Annotated in this window: 16 protein-coding genes; 11 read left to right on the plus strand and 5 right to left on the minus strand. The window is 38.7% G+C overall.

The window, feature by feature from the left end; translation table 11 throughout:
• Positions 1–199: 199 nt before the first annotated feature.
• The 3 genes from ABE65_RS06730 to ABE65_RS06740 are packed head-to-tail and all read left to right on the plus strand — an operon-like array spanning position 200 to position 4,223.
• Complete coding sequence (locus tag ABE65_RS06730) at positions 200–1,870, plus strand: spore germination protein (RefSeq protein WP_197480347.1); 1,671 nt, start codon at positions 200–202, stop codon at positions 1,868–1,870.
• Complete coding sequence (locus tag ABE65_RS06735) at positions 1,867–3,090, plus strand: Ger(x)C family spore germination protein (RefSeq protein WP_066392742.1); 1,224 nt, start codon at positions 1,867–1,869, stop codon at positions 3,088–3,090. Before ABE65_RS06730 ends, ABE65_RS06735 begins: the two co-directional genes overlap by 4 nt.
• Complete coding sequence (locus ABE65_RS06740; RefSeq protein WP_066392744.1) at positions 3,090–4,223, plus strand: GerAB/ArcD/ProY family transporter; 1,134 nt, start codon at positions 3,090–3,092, stop codon at positions 4,221–4,223. Before ABE65_RS06735 ends, ABE65_RS06740 begins: the two co-directional genes overlap by 1 nt.
• On the opposite strand, the gene ABE65_RS06745 is transcribed toward ABE65_RS06740, so the two are convergent.
• Positions 4,183–4,413, minus strand: coding sequence for a YczF family membrane protein (locus tag ABE65_RS06745; protein ID WP_066392746.1), 231 nt, complete (start codon positions 4,411–4,413; stop codon positions 4,183–4,185). The genes ABE65_RS06740 and ABE65_RS06745 overlap by 41 nt on opposite strands.
• A gap of 74 nt (positions 4,414–4,487) precedes the next feature.
• Here ABE65_RS06745 and ABE65_RS06750 point away from each other — a divergent pair, with 74 nt between their 5' ends.
• Positions 4,488–5,135, plus strand: coding sequence for an SOS response-associated peptidase (locus ABE65_RS06750; protein ID WP_066392747.1), 648 nt, complete (start codon positions 4,488–4,490; stop codon positions 5,133–5,135).
• Positions 5,136–5,342: 207 nt separating this feature from the next.
• Positions 5,343–7,775 (plus strand): DUF6359 domain-containing protein, encoded by a 2,433-nt coding sequence (locus tag ABE65_RS06755; RefSeq protein WP_330998121.1) that lies wholly within the window; start codon positions 5,343–5,345, stop codon positions 7,773–7,775.
• Positions 7,776–7,828: 53 nt separating this feature from the next.
• Here ABE65_RS06755 and ABE65_RS06760 read toward each other — a convergent pair whose 3' ends face one another.
• Positions 7,829–8,035 (minus strand): alpha/beta-type small acid-soluble spore protein, encoded by a 207-nt coding sequence (locus tag ABE65_RS06760; RefSeq protein WP_066288466.1) that lies wholly within the window; start codon positions 8,033–8,035, stop codon positions 7,829–7,831.
• 425 nt (positions 8,036–8,460) lie between these two features.
• On the opposite strand from ABE65_RS06760, the gene ABE65_RS06765 reads away from it, so the two are divergent.
• The 4 genes from ABE65_RS06765 (at position 8,461) to ABE65_RS06780 (ending at position 13,036) form a co-directional block, all read left to right on the plus strand.
• Positions 8,461–9,396, plus strand: a complete 936-nt coding sequence (locus ABE65_RS06765) for a DMT family transporter (protein WP_082861325.1) — start codon at positions 8,461–8,463, stop codon at positions 9,394–9,396.
• A 79-nt stretch (positions 9,397–9,475) separates the two neighbouring features.
• Positions 9,476–10,252: a Cof-type HAD-IIB family hydrolase gene (locus ABE65_RS06770; protein ID WP_066392751.1), complete on the plus strand. Its 777-nt coding sequence runs from the start codon at positions 9,476–9,478 to the stop codon at positions 10,250–10,252.
• Between the two features lie 137 nt (positions 10,253–10,389).
• On the plus strand, positions 10,390–11,982 hold the full coding sequence (locus tag ABE65_RS06775; protein ID WP_082861326.1) for an N-acetylmuramoyl-L-alanine amidase family protein: 1,593 nt from the start codon (positions 10,390–10,392) through the stop codon (positions 11,980–11,982).
• 196 nt (positions 11,983–12,178) lie between these two features.
• On the plus strand, positions 12,179–13,036 hold the full coding sequence (locus ABE65_RS06780; RefSeq protein WP_082861327.1) for a patatin-like phospholipase family protein: 858 nt from the start codon (positions 12,179–12,181) through the stop codon (positions 13,034–13,036).
• A 71-nt stretch (positions 13,037–13,107) separates the two neighbouring features.
• On the opposite strand, the gene ABE65_RS06785 is transcribed toward ABE65_RS06780, so the two are convergent.
• The 3 genes from ABE65_RS06785 to ABE65_RS06795 are packed head-to-tail and all read right to left on the minus strand — an operon-like array spanning position 13,108 to position 15,658.
• Positions 13,108–14,076, minus strand: coding sequence for an ABC transporter ATP-binding protein (locus ABE65_RS06785; protein ID WP_066392753.1), 969 nt, complete (start codon positions 14,074–14,076; stop codon positions 13,108–13,110).
• A gap of 12 nt (positions 14,077–14,088) precedes the next feature.
• Complete coding sequence (locus tag ABE65_RS06790) at positions 14,089–14,874, minus strand: ABC transporter permease (protein ID WP_082861328.1); 786 nt, start codon at positions 14,872–14,874, stop codon at positions 14,089–14,091.
• A gap of 4 nt (positions 14,875–14,878) precedes the next feature.
• Entirely contained in the window at positions 14,879–15,658 is a 780-nt protein-coding gene (locus ABE65_RS06795) for an ABC transporter permease (RefSeq protein ID WP_066392758.1), read from the minus strand.
• A gap of 94 nt (positions 15,659–15,752) precedes the next feature.
• Here ABE65_RS06795 and ABE65_RS06800 point away from each other — a divergent pair, with 94 nt between their 5' ends.
• Both ABE65_RS06800 and ABE65_RS06805 read left to right on the plus strand, forming a co-directional pair.
• Entirely contained in the window at positions 15,753–16,808 is a 1,056-nt protein-coding gene (locus ABE65_RS06800) for an EAL domain-containing protein (RefSeq protein ID WP_066392759.1), read from the plus strand.
• A gap of 141 nt (positions 16,809–16,949) precedes the next feature.
• Complete coding sequence (locus ABE65_RS06805; protein WP_066392764.1) at positions 16,950–19,037, plus strand: peptidoglycan D,D-transpeptidase FtsI family protein; 2,088 nt, start codon at positions 16,950–16,952, stop codon at positions 19,035–19,037.
• The last annotated feature ends 203 nt before the right edge of the window (positions 19,038–19,240 follow it).

The following is a 19,240-nucleotide window of genomic DNA, read 5'->3' on the forward strand; positions in this document are numbered from 1 at the left end:
TGTTAAAGCCCCAGACCGTTTGTGAATGAAAACGATCTGGGGCTTTTTTGTGCGCAATAAAAGCTGAACGTATGATTCTTATCAAAAGGTTAATGCAGCATGGGAATAATTTAACCAGAGGCGTTTCCTTCCTTTTATTACATAACCAAAGCGTGTTGTGCAAATGCTAAGAAAAGTTTGGTAAAAAAGGCGGATGGTTATGCGAAATAGAAGAAAACGTCCAATCATTAAAACTCATAAAAAGTTAACAGATATGTTGGCAGATAAAAAGCTTGATGATCCTTCTTCTCTTCGGTCAAAAACCATTTCTATGGAAACCTCATATAAGCAGGAAAAAACAAAAAAGGTTGTCGGAGAGCTTAGTCCAGTTATGCATGTAATGGTTGACAGGGTTAAGAAACTATTAGGTGACCCAATGGATTTGATCGTTCGTGAGTTTGAATTCGAGTTAGAACATAAGGTTACGGCAACTTTATTATTCTTAGAAGAAATGAACGATACTCAAATTTTGAATGAGTTCATTCTTTTACCATTGATGTCTCTGTCATCACATAAGCAATCTTCTCCAGTCCCTGTGGACCATGCATTACACTACATCAAACAAAATGCATTAGCATTAGGAAGAGTTCTGGATGTTGAAACAGAAGATGAACTAGTTGAAGGTCTTCTTGCTGGGTTCAGTGTTCTATTGGTTGAAGGAAATACAAAAGGCCTGAAACTAGGGACGACCGGTGGAAAGGTTAGGGGAATAGAAGAGCCTTCTTCTGAGGTTGTTATCCGTGGGCCTAAGGATTCGTTCACAGAGTCAATAAAAACAAATATCTCTTTAATAAGACGTAGGGTACGCTCTAAAGATATTAGAGTGGAAAAATTCAAAATAGGAGAGGTCACACATACCGATGTGGCGATCGTTTATCTAGAGAACATCGCAAATCCTCTATTGATCAAGGAGGTCAAAGAAAGAATAGAAGGAGTGAAGACAGATGGCTTGTTAGAATCCGGTCAACTTGAAGAGTTTATCCAAGATGAGACCGTTACGGTGTTTCCACAATTCTTGAATACAGAACGGCCGGATGTAGTGATTGGAAATCTGCTCGAGGGCCGCGTAGGGATCATTATTAATGGAACACCGTTCGTACTTATTGCACCTGCACAATTTATACAGTTCTTTCAATCATCTGAAGATTATTATATGAGATATGACATCAGCACTTTTCTTCGTTTGTTGAGATTTTCAGTCTTTATTATTTCCTTGATCGCTCCATCCATCTATATTGCTCTTACCACTTTTCATCAAGCTATGATTCCAACAACTCTCTTGTTTGGGATCGCAGCTCAGCGTGAAGGAGTCCCTTTTCCGGCAATTGCAGAAGCATTAGTCATGGAGATTACTTTTGAAATATTACGAGAAGCAGGTATTCGGATGCCACGTGCTGTGGGCGTCGCTGTTTCAATCGTGGGAGCTCTCGTTTTGGGACAGGCAGCAGTGCAAGCAGGTCTTGTATCACCTGCTATGGTCATCGTTGTAGGAATTACTGCTGTGGCGAGCTTTGCGATTCCATCTTTTGCAGTCGCCACATCTGCTCGATTATTGCGATTTCCGTTGATGCTGATTTCCTCTGTCTTTGGCTTCTATGGTCTTACACTCGCTCTAATCGTGATTATCGCTCATTTATCAAGTTTAAGATCTTTTGGATATCCTTATTTGAGTCCTTTTGCTCCTATTCAAACAGAGGATCTAAAAGATAGCTTATTTCGATTTCCAATAAAAAAGTTATTCAAGAGACCAGAGAAGCTCTCGAAACGTAACCAAACACGCACTCGCCCTTATTCTGTGAAAAAGAAAAGGGAGGAGGAAACAACACGTTGAAACTGTTAAAAAGTTGCCTCTCCCTCTCTATCTGCCTTCTATTTCTCACAGGATGCTGGGATCAGAATGAGCTGGATGAGCTTTCAATCGTAATGGGAATCGGAATTAACATCGATAAAAAAGGAGATCTGATCGTGACTTATCAAGTGGTCAATCCCACCGAAGTCGCACCAGGTATAACTGGGGCAGGAGGAGGAAAACAACCTGTCTTTACTGTTTATGAAACAACAGGAAGAAACTTGATGGAAGCGACGAGAAAAGCAAGTAAACAAACTTCACGACGTTTGTTTTTTGCTCATGCGAGAATGCTTGTTTTCAGTGAGAAGATCGCAAAAGACAGTATTTATCAAGCGGTCGATATGATTTCACGTGACCCGGAAGTTCGTTCGACGATACAAGTTGTTGTTGCGAGGGATACTACGCCATCGAAACTGTTAAGAACGTTTACCGCCATCGATAAAGTTACGTCTGATGAAGTGGCTACGATATTAAAGATCTCAGAGAAAAATTGGGGAGAAAACATGCAGCAAGATATTAATGAAGTGTTACAATCCATTATCGATGAAGGCGGAGAGCCGATCATCAATGGCATTAAAATTACAGGTGACAAAAAGTTGGCTGTGACAGCACAAAACTATGAAGTAGGTGATCCTGCGAGAGTACAACTATCAGGTATGGGGGTTTTCAGAGATGGCAAGCTTCAAGGCTGGCTGGATGGCCCAGAAGCTAGAGGGGTTCTATGGATAAAGGGGAAGCTTGTTAGTTCTGCGATCACCGTGCCTTGTATGGGTAATGATAACGGCTATTCTATCGAGATTGTTCGTTCAAATACTGAGCTTTCAGCAGATACTAAAAAAATTATACCGTCTTTAACGATTGACGTATTTCCTGAAGCGAACATTGCTGAAGCGAACTGTGCAGTGAATCTAGAACAACCTTCTGAGATCTTTAAAATCGAAAAGAAGTTAAACGGAGTCATTGAAAAAGAGATTGAAAATACGATAAAAGCTGCACAAAATTTTAATAGCGATGTTCTTGGGTTTGGTGAATTGTTGTATCGAGAAAATCCGAAAAAATGGCGCAATGAATATAAAAAGAACTACAAAGAAATCTTTACACAGTTAAAAGTGGAGGTTCACGTTGATTCCCGTATTAGACGATCAGGTATTCGAACTTCACCGTTCTTATTTGAAGAAAAGAAAAAGAAAGAGGCTCCCTAATGAAGACCATCAAGATCGATATTCAACAATACTTTATCATTATCGTTCTATTTGAACTTGGAAGTGCGATTCTTGTTGGTCTTGGAATGGATGCCGGCAGAGATGCATGGATCGCGATACTATTAGGGATGATTTGCGGTATGGTTCTTTTTCTAGGTTATTTCTTTCTTTATAAGCAGTTTCCTGAGCAATCTTTAACTCAATATGTAGAGATCTTGTTCGGCAAGTATGTTGGAAAGCTGTTTGCTTTTTTATATCTCATGTACTTCATGTACCTAGCTGCTCGTGTTTTACGCGATTTTGGAAGCCTTCTGCTATCAGCTGTATTTGTACAAACACCCATTATTGTTGTAAATGCGCTAATGATTGCTACGATCGTGTATGTTCTCAAATTAGGTTTTGAAGTGCTTGTACGAACTGGAGAGATCATATTTTCATTAGTTGTTTTATTAGGAGTTATTCTTGCTGTACTCGTACTATCAGCAGACTTAATGAAATATAATTACCTTCTTCCCGTATTAGGTCAGGGATTCTTTCCGGTCTTGAAGGCAGCTTTCCCAGTAACGCCGACGTTTCCTTTTGGAGAGATGGTGGTTTTTACGATGCTGTTTCCTTATCTAAAAACAACAAAGAAAACGAAAGCACTCACAGTTGGTTTATTTGCCATCATGCTGAGCGGTGTGATCTTAAGTGTGACAGTAGCGATGGACATTGCGATTTTAGGAGGACATGTTGCCACTCATGTCTACTTTCCATTACTTGCAGCAGTTGCGAAGATTAATTTAGGAGAATTTATACAACGATTAGATGCGCTAGTGGTGTTCACCTTAATTATAGGAGGATTCTTCAAAATCTCTGTTTTGTTCTATGTTGCTGTTAAAGCTACACAAGACATCTTCGGAGTAAAAGACGAAAAAAAGCTCATCGGTCCGATCGGTATTGTATTGATCCTTTCTTCTATTGTTATAGCAGCAAATTATGTGGAACATATTACGGAAGGCTTGAAGATCGTTCCACATTTTATCCATATTCCGTTTCAAGTTGTTTTACCGAGTCTGTTCATTATTGTATGCTTGATGAGAAGAAAGAAACTTAAACATTTTGCTTCTTCTCCATCCACTTCGACAGAATAAATGTCAGTATAGGAAAGAGTATCAGAGCGATAACAAGGAAATACTCGACCTTGTCCACATAGTGAAAGAATGACATAAATGATCTTTTTATCACGGTTGCAGGATCAATTCCTAAGAACCAATCGATCGTGATGAGTATAGAGAACAGACTCAATAGCAAAATGAGATAAATAAGTACAGGGTTTTTCATTATATACACCTCCTGTTATTAGTTTTAACACGATTAATTTCCTTATCCATACGTTTAAATTGAGGTGATGCGTTTTGTGTGGGCGATATATGCTTTACTATGACAAAGATGTGATCATTGATGCCTTTAATCTAGAAAATGATTTTGATTATGGTGAGCGCTTCAATATTGCTCCGAGTCAGCAAGTTCTCTCTGTAATAAAAGCTAGCTCAGGAAATAGGGCAGGATACATGAAATGGGGACTTGTCCCAGGTTGGGCGAAAGATCCGAAAATAGGAAATAAATTAATGAATGCTAGAAGTGAGACCGTTTCCGATAAACCAAGCTTTAAAGACTCCTTTCATCAAAAAAGGTGTTTGATTCCTGCGAGCGGTTTCTACGAATGGGTGATTGAAGAGGGGAGCGGCAAAAAGCAACCATTGCAATTTAGCTTGAAAGATAAAAAGCCGTTTGCATTTGCAGGCATTTGGTCAAGGTGGATCGGAGAAGTCAACGGTCAACAAGAAGAAAGAATAACCTGTTCGATTTTAACGAAAGCCGCAAATTCATCAATGATAAAATATCACCATCGAATGCCGGTGATGCTTGAACCACACATAGGAGAAGAATGGTTGGATCGCTCAGCAGGGAAGGGCAAACTGTTTGCTATCCTTCAAGACAACGATCCTGAACTATTTGCTGAGCAAGTGACTTTAGATTTAAACGTTCATAGAACGAACTGACTGTTTTTTTTGATCAAAGTTTGATCGAAAGAATAGTCTTTTTTTATGTGGGACATAATCCATGAGTCCTATATTGTAAATTCTTTGTAAGTCTTTCTAACTGTTTTAATATAAAACTAACAATTGAATCGACAAAATTGTGTTATATTTTTCATGGATTTACTATGTTTTACATACTATTAGTGAGGCAGGTGGAACGATATGTTCATGAAAATGACGAAAAAGGTTACAAATATAAGTATCATGCTAGTAATGGTGCTTAGCATGGTTTTGCCACTGCAACAAACAGCTTCTGCAGCTGACGTTCTAACGGTTAGCGAAGCATTGATTAAGCAGGATAAATCAATACAGACAGTTGAAGGGTATATCGTAGGAACTGTTAAAGGAGGAAGTGGGTCTTCTATCTCATTCACACATGAAGGACCATTTACAGCGAATACAAATTTAGCTCTTGCCGATTCGCCAAGTGAAACAGATAAAACGAAGATACTGACTGTTCAGTTGCCTAATAATGCTGTTAGAAGTGCATTAAATCTCGTTGAGCATCCTGAAAACTTAGGGAAGAAAGTTCAACTCAAAGGAACGCTTGAGGCGTATTTTAGTGTGCCAGGCCTTAAAAATGTAAACGAGTATCAATTTGTTGATGGTACTCCATCTGAACCACAAGTGGAAGAAGTAAAATCATCCGTCGAGGGCCAAGTTGTTTCTAAAGGGACTTCTGTCGCACTTTCTACTGCAACAACAGATGCAGAAATCTATTACACTATAGACGGACAAGATCCAACTACAGATAGCACGCGTTACACAGCTCCTATAATGGTGAACGAAGATGTAACGATTAAAGCTGTTGCTTTTAAGGAAGGATTAAAGAATAGTAACATTTCAGAATTTAAATACCAAGTTGCTCTATCTGGACTTCGTATCCATGATGTTCAAGGAGCAGGACACCAATCTCCTGTTGCGAACAAAGCGGTAGAAGGCGTAGAAGGTATTGTAACAAAAGTGGTGGATAACAATAATTTTTATATGCAAGACATAAAGCCGGACAAAGACTACAGAACATCTGAAGGTATCTTGGTCTATCAAAAAGACCACGGACAAGCTAAAGGAAATCTAGTATCCGTAGATGGATTAGTAAAAGAGTGGGTACTTGAAGGATATTCAGATAAATTAAAAACAGATCTAGCTGTAACAGAAATTAATGCAAGTCACATCACAAAACTGCAAGAAGGACAAAAACTTCCAAAATCAACGATTATCGGCTTATTTGGACTTCAACAGCCTACAAAAATAATTGATAATGATAACTTTGGAGTGTTTGATCCAAAAGAAGACGGCATTGATTTTTATGAAAGTTTAGAAGGCATGCTTGTAGAAGTTAAGAATCCTGGTGTTCTTGCACCTCAAAATTATGGAGAACTCGTTGTAGTTCCTGATTTTTGGAAGCAAAAAGAATTTAATTCATCAGGTGGTCTGAACATCACAGAGTTTGATTACAACCCAGAACGAATTTTTATTGATATAAATGATGAATCGTTTGTGGCAAAAACAGGAGATTTCTTCTTAGGTTCTATTACAGGTGTTGTGAGCTACGGGTTTGGTAACTATAAAGTGTTAGCGGATCGTGAGGAGCTTCCAACATTTGTTGAAGGAAAAACAAAACCGGAAGTTACAAAGATTCATGAAAAACATAAAGAGTTAACGATCGCGAGTTTTAATGTTGAGAACTTCTCTGCACTAAAAGAAGGACGGGATAGTACGAGTGATGAAAAAGTATCACGTATCGCAAAATCGATCGTAGGTAACTTAAACGCACCAGATATCGTAGGACTCGTGGAAATGCAAGATGGAAATGGTCCAATAAATGATGGTACGACAGATGCCAAAGAAAGTGCTGACCGACTAATTGCTGAGATTACAGCTCAAGGCGGTCCTCAATATGTGTATACAGATATTGCACCTGTTGATGGAAAAGATGGTGGGATTCCTGGTGGTAACATTCGTGTAGGATTCATCTATAATCCTGAACGTGTTTCACTTGCAGAAGGAACAAAAGGAACAGCAACAGAAGCAGTAGGTTACAAAGATGGAAAGCTTACAGTAAACCCTGGACGTATCGATCCAACGAACCCGGCATTTGCCAACAGCCGTAAGCCTGTCGCAGCACAGTTCATATTCAAAGGTGAAAGCGTAATCGTAGTTGCCAATCATTTTAACTCAAAAGGTGGAGATCAGCCGCTGTTTGGTAAGAATCAGCCTCCTTTCTTAGGAAGTGAAGCGCAACGTTTAGAGATTGCGGGAATTGTGAATCAGTTTGTTAAAGATGTTAAGAATGAAGATAAGGATGCAAAGGTAGTCTTGTTGGGAGATTTCAATGATTTTGAGTTTACGAAGACTCTGAAGAAAGTCAAAGGCAATGAGTTGACGAACATGATTGAAGAAGTTCCATTTAAAGAAAGATACACATATTCTTATCAAGGAAACGCTCAAGTTTTGGATCATATTCTAGTAACGAATAATATGGCGAAGAAAACAAAAGTGGACATCGTTCATATCAATTCACAGTTTATGGAAGAACACGGACGAGCAAGTGATCATGATCCAGTCGTAATTCAAGTCAAACTAGATAAAGTTAGATAAATAAACAAAAGTCATCCGCATGAAGTGGATGACTTTTTCTAATTAAAATCGGTCTAGCGACGGTATCCGCCACCTAGCTGTTGTTCTGCCATTTGAACAAGACGTTTAGTGATTTCACCACCAACAGATCCATTCGCACGGGATGTTGTGTCTGGTCCTAGTTGAACACCAAACTCAGAAGCGATTTCATACTTCATTTGATCCAAAGCTGCTTGTGCGCCAGCTACTACTAATTCGTTAGAGTTATTGTTACGTGCCATATGTATCACCTCCTTGTATTATTAGTTTGTATATATTTAACAAATTTATGCACATGCTGGAAAATGTTTTTGTGGAATCATGGCCAAATAGGTATTCGCATATTTTTTCTTTTACCGACACCAAACCCTTTAAATTTCGTATGATACATCATCCCCCTATTTTATTTTCAAGATAAGCGCTGAGCTGGTTTTTTGCTCAGTGCTTTCTATTTTAGTAACCTTTGATAAAAAATAAGCTGTGTTTAATATTTAGCCGTTTCATACATAACAAACTAAATTTGTAGAAATTAGAATAAAGAAAATGTATTTGAATTTTACGGATTCGTTCTATAATAAATGAAGGATGCACATTCATGAGTGATATAAAAAGCATTGAACAAAACTGTGAATCTTGCTAAAGAACTTGGCAATGGGGAAGTGGGTGTATGATGGGGAATCAGATAGAAAATTTTCGGTGGAAAGGGATAGGACTAGCATTAGCAGGAGCTTCACTTTGGGGATTCTCAGGAAATGCGGCAGAGTGGATCTTTTCACATTCAGCGATGACTGCCACGTGGTTAGTATCTGTTCGTATGGTGATGGCTGGAGCACTGCTTTTATTTCTTATCTCTTTTCATCACAATATATTTGGAGTGTGGAGAAATAAAAAAGACCGATTTGATTTAGTCGTATTTTCTTTAACGGGCATGCTCGGAGCTCAACTTACCTTCTTTTTGAGTATAGAAGCGGGGAATGCACCAACAGCAACACTGCTTCAATTTTTAGGACCGGTCTTTATTACGCTATACTTTGCATTAAAATTATTAAAATGGCCAAAAAGAAAAGAATGGATTGCGGTTCTGATGGCGTTGTCAGGTACCTTTTTGTTATTAACAAATGGAAGTTTACAAGAGATTACGGTTTCTGAAAAAGCTATCTTCTGGGGAGTTTTGTCAGGTGTTTCTGTTGCGGTATACACCGTTTATCCTGTAAGACTCTTAAAACAATATGCATCTGCTACGATCGTCGGCTGGGCGATGTTGCTGGGAGGCTCTGCCGTTTCCATTTTTACTCAACCTTGGCAGCCGAATGAGATCGATTGGTCATTCTCCCTATTTGGAATGCTATCATTTGTTGTTATATTCGGTACCTTATTACCTTTCTATCTTTACTTAGATAGTTTGAAGTATATTAGTTCGACAGAAACGAGTTTACTTGGAAGTGCTGAACCTTTAGTAGCGACGATCGTATCTGTTATTTGGTTAGGCACTGCGTTTGGAAGTTTTCAAACAGCGGGTGGGATGCTTATTATTTTGACAGTATTCTTGTTATCTATGCCAGAAAAGGGATGGATTCAAGTAAATCAATCTCTAAAAAAGTAATGAGAAGCGCTTGATTTGACATTTATACGGAATCGTACCACTATTGTAAGATAAAACATTCAACAGGAGACGATACGATATGAATGACAAGATAGTATTTTTTGATATAGATGGAACGTTAGTAAACGATGAAAAAAAGATTCCTGACAGCACGAAAGAGAGCATTGCACAATTAAAAAAGAATGGCGTACATGTTGCGATCGCTACTGGACGAGGTCCTTTTATGTTTGAACCGATTCGAGAAGAACTAGAGGTTGATTCGTTTGTAAGCTTTAACGGCTCTTATGTTGTTTTTAAAGATGAAGTGATCCACAAAACACCGTTATCGAGAGAAGCGATTCTGAAAATAGAAGAAGAAGCAGATAAGGCAGGTCATCCTCTTGTCTACCTTGATCATGAAAGAGCAACAAGTAATGCAGATAATCATGAGATCATTAAGAACTGTACGTTTAACCTCATGCCGAGTTATCCCGTTTTCCACCCAGGATTTTATAAAGAGAACGAGGTATATCAAGTATTATTATTCTGCCAGGAACAACACGAACATGTCTATCGAGATGGATACAAAGGTACGTTTGATTTTATCCGCTGGCATGAAAATGCATTAGACATATTACCTACTGGTGGTTCAAAAGCAAAAGGAATTCAAGCGTTTATGAACCAGATGAACATGAAGCCCGAGAACGTATACGCTTTTGGTGATGCATTAAACGATATTGAGATGCTTACAGCAGCAGGAACAGGAATTGCGATGGGTAACGGATTAAAAGAAGCAAAAGACGCTGCAGACTATATCACTAAATCAGTAGATGAAGATGGTATCTATCACGGACTTAAGCATTTTGGATTGATCTAATAAGTAACACCCTAGTTGATCACAGCTAGGGTGTTTTTTGTTCGCAAAAATGCAGTGAGAAAGGTCAAGAAAGCCTCTTAAGTGACGATATAACTCGTACAGCAAGTATAGAACTTTTTGAATAGGAGTTGTATCGTGTGAGATCCAATGTAAAAGTGATGTATTTCTTTCTAATCGCTGTCTTATTAATCGCAAGCTTTCCATGTATACCTGTGGCTGCAGCAACTAAAACAGCTACAGTAAATGCAACAAGCTTAAATGTACGTACGGAACCTTCCTCTTCATCTAAACAGATCGGTTCATTAAAAAAAGGGTCAAACGTTACCGTGTTTAACGTGGAAAAAGGATGGGCTAACATATCTTTTCAGGATAGAAAAGCCTGGGTTAGTTCAGCTTACCTAAAAGAGAATGGTACAAATAGTCCCTCTAAACCATCTTTAACGAAAGAAAATACTGCAAAAACAGCAAAAGTAACCGCAACTTCGCTAAACGTGCGAAGTGGTGCAGGAACCCAGTATAAAGCGATAGGCTCTCTTAAGAATGGGACCATCGTTTCTATCGTTAAAGAAGAAGGGAATTGGACTTCTATAACCTACGGATCTATGAAAGGATGGGTAAGCAGTGCTTATCTTTTGAACCAAAATCGTACAGCTCCGACTACTCCTAAGCCTTCTGCCACTAATCCTGTAAACAGCGGAAAGTGGGGAAGGGTGACAGCGACGTATTTAAACTTTCGATCTGCTGGAAATCTATCTTCACCAATCATTGGTTCACTCAAGTATGACACTTCGGTACAGGTTGTTTCAGAATCAGGAAGTTGGCTTTACATTCAAACTACAGATGGCAAGAAAGGTTGGGTATCTAGTCAATACATATCCATACAAACGGGAGGAGCTCCAATCGTAACAAATCCTAAGCCTGCTACGAAACCTCCAGTTGTTCCACCCTCTTCAGTTTCTAAAAAAGTTGTCATCATGTCAGATGGCGTGAATATTAGGCAAGGTCCTTCTACTGCCTACTTAATAGTAGGTCATGTAAATCAAGGTGATGAGTTTGCTTATCTGCAATCCAAGAACGACTGGGTACAAATTAAGTTGCCAAGCGGTAAAAGTGCTTGGGTAGCTGGATGGCTCGTAGTTGTACAACAGTCAGCTTCTCCTAACAGTCCTTCCACTCCTAAACCAACTTTAGGGGGATTAAAAGGAAAAAGAATTGTGATAGATCCTGGACATGGCGGTAATGATCCAGGGACTTCTGGTAAATCATCAGGTACACAAGAAGCGAGTATGACGTTGATGAGTGCAAGATTATTAGCCACACAGCTTAGTAATGCAGGTGCAAAAGTAATCTTAACTCGAAGTGATAATACGTACATTTCTCTTAATAAACGAGTGGAGATCAGTCATTTTGCTGATGCATTCGTAAGTTTGCACTATAATTCAGCTACAGATAAAAGCGCTACAGGGCTCTTAACCTTTTACTACGGCCAGAAGGATCTGAAACTGGCTAACTCGGTAAACACGGGATTGGTTCAAGCCAATACGGGGTTAAAAGGCGGGAATGTAAGGTATGGAAATTTCCACGTACTACGAGAGAACAAGCAGCCAGCCGTTTTAGTAGAGCTTGGGTTTTTATCAAATCCATTCGATGAATTAACTGTAAAGAGTAATTCCTTTCAAACAAAAGCGGCAACTGGTATTACAGCAGGTTTGGCTCAGTATTTTCAATAATTAATAGTAGCGGCATCTCTATAGAAGAAATTCTGAGAGATGCTGTTTTCGTATTCATTGTTGTACTTGATTTCCGTTGCAGATGCTGTAAGCTTTTTTCTATCTTTTAAACCGATTTACTGGATTTAAGGCGTCGTTTATTCATATAATTAAAAGCATAAATAATAAATGTAGTTAACAATAGGTGGTGCCAAATTTGGAGAACTCTGGACTTATTCTTGAAGGTGGCGGAATGCGCGGTGTTTATACGGCAGGAGTACTCGATGTTTTTATGGAGAACGATCTTTATTTTCCTTATGTGATCGGGGCATCTGCAGGTGCTTGTAATGCTGTATCATACTTATCTCGTCAGCATGGAAGAAATCGCACGGTGAACCTGGAATACAGCTCTCATCCTGAATATATATCGTATAAGAACTGGTTGTTTAAGAAGAAGGGGTTGTTCGGAATGGACTTTATATTTGATGAACTTCCAAACCGATTAGTCCCCTTCGACTATGCCGCATTTAAACAATCGAAAGAACGTTTTGTTGTTGTTGTAACAGACGTAAGAACGGGCCAACCCGTTTACTTAAATAAAGAAGATTACGAAGAGATGGAGATCTCAAATGTCTTACGCGCATCTTCATCCATTCCTTTTATCGCACCAGTCGTAGAGCTTGCAGGAGGTCAGATGATGGATGGAGGGATTGCAGATCCTATACCTGTTCATAAAGCTTTGAAAGATGGCGTCCAAAAAGGAGTTGTTGTTTTGACTCAAAACGCGGGGTATCGTAAGAAAAAGCCTAAAATGACGTGGGTAACGAAAAAGTTCTATCCTGAGTACACAGGCCTTGATGAAAGTTTGCGTGGACGCTACATCAAGTATAATGAGACGCTTGATTTTATAGAAAAAGAAGAGAAAAGCGGAAATCTATTCGTACTTCGTCCTATGGAGAAGATGATAGTAAAAAGAATAGAACGCGATCCTAAACGACTCGGAGTTTTATACGAACAAGGAAGAGTAGATGCACTGAACCAACTGGATAACTTAAGAAGTTGGCTTGCTGAATAAAAAATCCACTCAAAAAAGGAAGCTTACGAATGAAGTCACGGAACAGACCTCTATCGCAAGCTTTCTTTGTTTTAATATATCTTCTGAATCACTTGCTCAATATCCGGTTCTTTCATTTGAATATCGACCGGTTCACCCCATTGTGTAACTTTTTGAAGTAAAAGAGGGGAAGAGAGGAGAGAGCGATCATAGTCTATGATTAACTTCTCACCTTCCCATGTCATCCTTTCAATTCCTTCTACTTGAATGTCAGAGATGTTTGGTTTTATTCGATACTGAATTTCCATGACGCTTGGTAATCCAATATTCTTTCTTAAATCTGCGAGTGTCCCATCTAATACAATCTGTCCATGATTGATCACAATCACGCGACTGCATAACATTTCGATATCGTCCATATCATGTGTGGTTAACAGGATAGTTTTCTTCTCGTTTTGGTTCAGTTCCTTTAAGAAGGCTCGTATACTCGTTTTTGCATTCACATCTAATCCGATTGTAGGTTCATCTAAAAAAAGGATGTCAGGATCATGGATCATGGCAGCAGCAAGATCTCCACGCATACGTTGCCCTAAAGAAAGTTTTCGAACTGGAATGTCCATAAACTTTCCGATCTGAAGCATGTCATCATAAAGCTTTAAAAACTGTCGATACTTTTCGTCAGATACTTTATACATCTCTTTTAAAATATCAAAAGAATCACGTAACGGAAGATCCCACCATAGTTGAGTACGTTGTCCAAATACAATGCCAATCTTTTTGGCTACTTCTTTTCTTTTTTTCTGAGGGCTCAATCCTCCCACTTTGATTTCGCCGCTTGTCGGATGAAGAATGCCTGATAGCATTTTAATCGTAGTGGATTTACCAGCTCCGTTCGGGCCGATATAACCAACGAACTCACCCTCTTCAACAGAAAAAGATAGATCATCTACAGCCTTTACCACATGATGCTTTGTAGAAAGAAGGGAAGTAAACGAACCCATAAAGCCTTTCTTTGTTTCATAGATCTTAAAGTGTTTATTTAATTGCTGAGCTTGAATCATATTTAGCCCTCCTCAACTTCCTGTACTATGGTAATGGCGGATTCCAAACTTCCAAAATCGTAACGCTATAAAAAGAAAAATGATTGAAACGAGTGGTGGTAATGCTAGATTCCAAGTGTCACCACCTTTATTTAATAGAAACAGAACAGGTGTATAGTTCATAAATCCTACAGGGATGACTGTGAAAAAAATGATTTTGAGCCAGCCGGGATAGATGTTCATCGGATAGTTGGCTGCATTAAAAGGAGCATAGAGAGTAAAGGTTTGGAAATCTTTGATCCTCTGTGTCCAAAAGGCAATGGTAGCTGTGATCAACCCTAGAGAAAAACAAATAAGCACTCCCGAAAAAATAGTTACAGGTAAATAAATTAACAAAAGAAATAATTCAACGTTATTAAGTTTTAAACCGATAATAGAAATAACAAGGATTAAAATACCTTGTATCGTTCCACCTATTCGGGATAGGTCTAAGTTCTTAGTTAAAAGCAAAGATAACGGTGAGACAGGTCGAATTAAAAGACTATCGAATTCACCTTCGACCATGTATCGTTCAAAATTATGTACCTCAACACAAAATACTCTGTACAGAGTGATAGCGACAGAAGAGATTCCATAGAGCAATCCCACTTCATAAAGATTCCAGCCCTTTACATCATCAAAACGTTGCAAAATGGCTGCGAGCAGTACAAAGTCCACTGCCATGATCAAACCGTATGATAAGGAGGATACAAGGAAGTTCATCTTATATTGCATACGCGAACGTAAACTACCTGATAATAGTTTCAGATAAAGGTTCATTATTTTATCCTCCTTGAATTTCTAACTTATGACGAGCTTTCTCAGTTATCCATAGATTGAAGATTGTTAACACCATGACCCAAACTAGCTGAATAAGAATAACATCATTTGAAGCTTTCTCAAGAAATATCATGACAGGATAATAGATGGCCCCAGCAAAAGGTAAATAGGGTGTGATCAAAGACAGTGGTGCTGGAAGTAGGTCAATAGGTACGAGTTGTCCACCTAGACCAACTAATAATGTAAAGTTCACAAAATGTGCCCAGTTGATCTCAGTCGTCCAGCAAGCACTAACTCCAACTAGATAGTGCAGATTGATTGAAATAATCATGGCAAACAGAATAGAAATACATAAGAAAAAATAGGTCGGTATATGTTGAGGTATATAAAAGCCTACCGTAAAGAAAAAAACAAGCCCGATAGGAAGAGAGCGAAAGAACAAATTATACAATAATCGTCCAGCTTCTTGAGAGGTAACATAGAGAAAAAAGTTTGTTGGTCTTGCGAGTTCTAAAGAGATTGCACCGTTTCGTACTCCGTTTTGAATGTTGAGTCCTGCCGTTAGAAATCCGGATAACCAGAGGATGCATTGTACAGCCGCAATGTAATAGGTCATATCTAGGACACTGTAGGGACTTTCATTTTCTTTTCCTTGAAGTACACCGACCCAAATAGCTATAAAAACAAAACCGAAGATTGCGCTCGCTGCATTGTTAATCAGATGTGCCACCTTGTATTGCATGTTACGCATAAAGCTCTTTTGTAATAGAATCCAATAAACCATAAGTCCCCCTTTATGAAGTTTTCAATTTTTAGCGCAGAATTATAAAATAGCAAATTTTACAAAAGTTTGCAATTCTTTTTTTGGAGGTTATTCTATGTCATGTTCACAGTGTCGCCCAACAGGAGATTTTCCGGAGAGTGGCTTTATTCATATCCGTACCGATCACCCCGTACTTGTGCAAAGCTTGATGAGTTTATTCAAAGAAAACGGACTGGAAGGCATCCTTTCTGGAAATATTGCATCCGCAAAATACAGCAATCTAATAGAATTGCAAGACTTGATGACAAAGTCACTTGAAACATTCAACGACATTGCTGTGGAATCGTATTATTGTTCACTTACTTCTTCCATGGAAGAAGTAAGTGTCTTTACACCATGGATTTCTTTTCAACACTTTGTTGAAAGAATGAAGCAAATTGATTTGTATGAAATCATTCAACAGCAGCTATTTACTACGCATTCTCAGCCTATAGTTTCTTTACAGAGCGAAGATATTTTTGGATATGAATTCTTACTTCGACCATCATCTGAGGAATATGAATTTAAACCATTTGAACTTTTTCAGTATGCTGAACGAACGGGTCTACAAGCATTATTAGACGGAAATGCGAGGATGACTTCTATTCGAAACAGTGCTGGAGCTGTTGCGCCAGGGGTGAAACGATTTATTAATTTTCTTCCGTCATCGATCTATGACCCAAAGCATTGTCTGGCTACAACCTTTAAAGCTGCTGCAGAAGCAGGAGTAGATCCAAACGACCTCGTCTTTGAAGTAGTGGAGACTGAAGAAATCGCAGACATCAATCATTTAAAAAGCATCCTTAAAGCTTATCAAGAACAAGGAATGAAAGTAGCACTAGATGATTTGGGAGCAGGCCATTCAACACTTTCTGTATTAAAAGAGTTAAAACCAGACTATGTGAAGATCGACCGTAAAATCATTTCTTTCTGCGATGAAGATGAATCTAAGGAAGGTATGATTCAGAAAATCGTTGAGGTCGCAAGAGAGATAGGTGCCGTCGTACTTGCTGAAGGAATTGAGAGAAAAGAAGAAGCGGACATCGCTTTGAAATGTGGAGTAGAGCTTGCTCAAGGCTATTATTTTGGCCGTCCTGTTCCGACAGAATCATTAGCTGCGACCGTTCAATAACTTTGCGAAAACCTTATCAAAAAAAGATAAGGTTTTTTTTTGCGAATCACTTGGAATAGTGAACAACATCTAGTAATCTATAGATAGACGTTTTTGTAATATAATTGTAAAATTAACGGGAATATTTCCAAAAGGAGCGGAATGATGGTAACGAAAGCGGATCCGGAAAAAAAGAAAAAAAAGTCGCAAGTGCCCTTTCGTTTAAATGTCTTGTTTTTGGTCGTCTTTTTTCTTTTCTCTGTCCTTATCTTAAGGCTAGGTGTTCTCCAAATTGTAAATGGAGAGGAAAAACGACTAGAGTCTGAAGCGGTTGAAGAAGTTATTGCAAGGAAAGAAGCGCCACGAGGAAAGCTGTTAGACAGCAACTTTCGTGAGGTTGTAGGAAATGAACCTTTCTTTTCTTTAACATATACGAAAACAGTAGATACAAAAGCAAAAGACACGATGCGGATTGCAGAATGGCTCGCTGATCGCCTTGGTGTTACAGAAGATCAGATTAAAAAGATCACAGAGCGCGATAAAAAAGATTATTTCATCGCAAAACAAGATGTGACAAAGATGATAGAAGAGCGTCTTAGCAAGAAGGAAAAGAAACTAAGTGATAAAGATCAATATATCGCACTCGTCAATAAGATTACTGAAGAGGAAATCAATAGTCTTACTGACAAAGATATTAAGATTCTCGCTTATAAACGAGCGATGGATACGGGTTATGCCTATTCAGCACAGCGAATTAAAACGAACTTGAACAACCAAGAAGTTTCCGTGATCTCTGAGAATCTAGGGGATCTTCCTGGGGTAGATATAATGGCAGATTCAAAAAGGATCTATCCTTATGGTGGTTCTACCATTTTCGGACAAGTTAAACAGATTCCAAAATCAAAAACAGATTACTTTATGAGTATGGGATATGACAGAAGTGATCAAGTGGGAGTCAGTGGTCTAGAAGATCAATATGAGAATGTACTAAGAGGTACTAAAGAAAAATCAGTATATCTTACAAACCCGAAAACAGGAGCAACGATCGGAGAACCTAAGACCATTCCAGGTCAACGTGGAAAAGATATCGTTTTAACTTTGGATATGGAACTACAATTCCAATTAGAAAAAATTCTTGAGGAAGAAATATTACGTGCTAAGCCACTAGGGGGAAATGATCTTCTAGACTCAGCTTATATCGTTATGATGAATCCTAAGACCGGTGAAATAAAAGGAATTGCTGGTAAAAAATACAAAGATGGAGAATTTACAAACGACTCTTATGGAGCTTTATTTGATGCCTATGAGATGGGGTCTACTGTAAAGGGAGCAACAGTATTAACAGGTCTCCAACATGGATATATTGGTACAGGAGAAGTAATTTATGACACTCCTTTCACAAAAAATGGCATGAATAAATCTTCATGGAAAAACATGGGTTACATTAATGACCTAGATGCTCTAAGAATGTCATCTAACGTTTATATGTTTAATATTATGGACCGCATGATAGGGCCAGAACATTGGACACAAACATATGCCAAAGCACGTTTTTCTTTTAATCAATTTGGATTAGGCGTTAAAACCGGGATTGATTTCCCTAATGAAGCTGTTGGTTATGAAGGAAATCCACCTGAAGGCGAATCAGGAACTCTATATGATTTAGGTATTGGTCAGTTTGATACTTATACTACGATGCAATTATTGCAATATGTTTCGACTATAGCTAATGATGGTTATCGTGTTAAGCCTCAGCTTGTAAAAGAAATTCGTGAGCCTGCATCTGATAAAGAAAGTCATGGTAAACTGTTAAAACGTTTTGAACCGGAAATACTTAATAAGATCGATATCGATCAAAAGCATATTGAGCGTGTGCAACAAGGATTTTGGCAAGTAATGCATGCAACTGGTGGTACAGCTAAAGGCTATTTCGATGACCCGGAAAAATACCATAATCCTGCAGGAAAAACTGGAACGGCTCAGCGCATTATCAGGCATCCTCGTACGGGGAACATTGTAGAAAAGCATAATCTTACGCTTGTAGGTTACGCACCATTCGAGAATCCTGAGATTGCATTTGCCGTAGTGGTTCCAGAAGGTACACCACAAAACGGAAACCAGAAAATCAACAAATATATCGGCCAACGTGCACTCGAAGCGTATTGGAACTTGAAAGAAGAATACGGTGAGAATGCAGCAACAGTTACCGGTAATTTAGAAAAAGATAGTGAAGAGGACTCAGCAGAATGATGCTGAGTTTTTCTTTTTTAGTGTTAAAAGGCTCTTTTCTAAAGGGTTGTTGCTTTTAAATCTTTTTTATTTACGTCTTTGACTGTTGATTGGAGTGAAAGGTGCGAGACTCCTACGGGACAGGCGGGCAAGTGAGACACTTAAATGTGAAACATTCGAATGTGGCTCACCGCCTGCCCCGTGGAAAGCGAGCAGCCTGTAGC

Origin of the sequence: Fictibacillus phosphorivorans (genome assembly GCF_001629705.1) — a bacterium.
In the GTDB taxonomy this organism is placed as follows: Bacteria; Bacillota; Bacilli; order Bacillales; family Fictibacillaceae; genus Fictibacillus; species Fictibacillus phosphorivorans_A.